General features: G+C 54.0%; 1 protein-coding gene. It reads left to right on the forward strand.

The window, feature by feature from the left end:
* The first annotated feature begins 208 nt into the window (after positions 1 to 208).
* Entirely contained in the window at positions 209 to 1,051 is an 843-nt protein-coding gene (locus VEB01_RS02375; RefSeq protein WP_324872503.1) for a restriction endonuclease, read from the forward strand.
* The last annotated feature ends 274 nt before the right edge of the window (positions 1,052 to 1,325 follow it).

The following is a 1,325-nucleotide window of genomic DNA, read 5'->3' on the forward strand; positions in this document are numbered from 1 at the left end:
CATCCGGATGCGAAGCAACAGCGCCTGCTGCTCTCGGTCCCCCGCCGCAAACGCGCCTGGTTCTCAGGGCTTTGGGCCCACGCCGCCGCTCCGCCCGTGATTCCAGGGCTCGCCACCGGCTAATGGACAATTTGGGTTGAATCGCTTTTGGTCGTCTTTGGCGACCCCTTAATTGAGGACACGCCCTAGTTTCCTCGAATCCCAAGAAATGCAGCCTTACCTCGCGGGACTTCTCCAACGTCGATATAAATTGAAGTCTTTACCGATGCTCATCAACGGCTCGGTAACCGGTCCAAAAAGACAGGACCGCGTCAATGCGTTCCAGAATTCGAGAAAAGGCTTCGATGTCATCATTCTTTCCCCCCGCGCCGGCGGTGTCGGCCTAACGTTGACCGCAGCCAATCATGTCATTCACCTTTCCCGCTGGTGGAATCCAGCGGTGGAAGACCAATGCACCGACCGATGTTATCGCATTGGCCAGACTCGCGAGGTTCACGTCTACTACCCACAGGCCCTTCATCCGGCGCATCCAGACCAAAGCTTCGACCGTCGGCTCCACGCCCTATTGGAACGCAAGCGGCAACTCAGCCGAGAGATGCTCATGCCACCAACTAGCCCAGAGGACGTAAAACAGCTTTTCGAACAAACTGTCGGTTCCGAGACTACTTATGTCTTCGACATTGAAAGTATCGACGCTATGGAGCCGGTTCAGTTCGAGCAATGGGTTCTCGGACGGCTCAAGGATATTGGCTACAAAGTTAGCAAAACCCCGAAAAGCCATGATTATGGCGCCGACGGCGTCGCTTACCATCGCATAACAGGCCGGCCTTACATTATTCAGTGCAAGCACACGCAATGTTCAACACCACCCGATAAAGCGGTTTCCGATCTATTGAAGGCTAGAGATTCCTATTCACTAAAAAAACCTGGGCTGGTTGCTGTGACAAACGCCACCGGGTTCAATTCAACAACATTCGCAATAGCGAAAGCAGAGGGCATTGCTCTAGTGTGCCGAGAAGATTTAGAGAATTGGCCTTATCTGTTAGGTTAATATTTCAGGACTTACGCATTTTGCTCCTTCTCCCATCGGGACCAATTTGCCGGGAGCCGATTGGGTCGAGCCAAGCCCGCCCGAAGGGTTCCGGGCAGGACTCCCTGGAAGCAAAAGATGGGGATTAGGGGGTTAATTCCATTTCGCGATCATAAGGGTAACAATATGGCCTGTTCTTTCAGATGTGAACGGCCATGGCGAGACCCGCGAGTGGACGGGCCGTGTTGGCGCAGGCCAAAGCGGTTCTGGAGACGGCCCGGAATGTTGATGAGTT

Origin of the sequence: Methylocaldum sp., assembly GCF_035627495.1 — a bacterium.
Lineage (GTDB): Bacteria > Pseudomonadota > Gammaproteobacteria > Methylococcales > Methylococcaceae > Methylocaldum.

Bases quoted from the DNA above. Each gene is read 5' to 3' on its own strand.
- VEB01_RS02375 (WP_324872503.1), top strand. From the start codon at position 209: ATGCAGCCTTACCTCGCGGGACTTCTCCAACGTCGATATAAATTGAAG.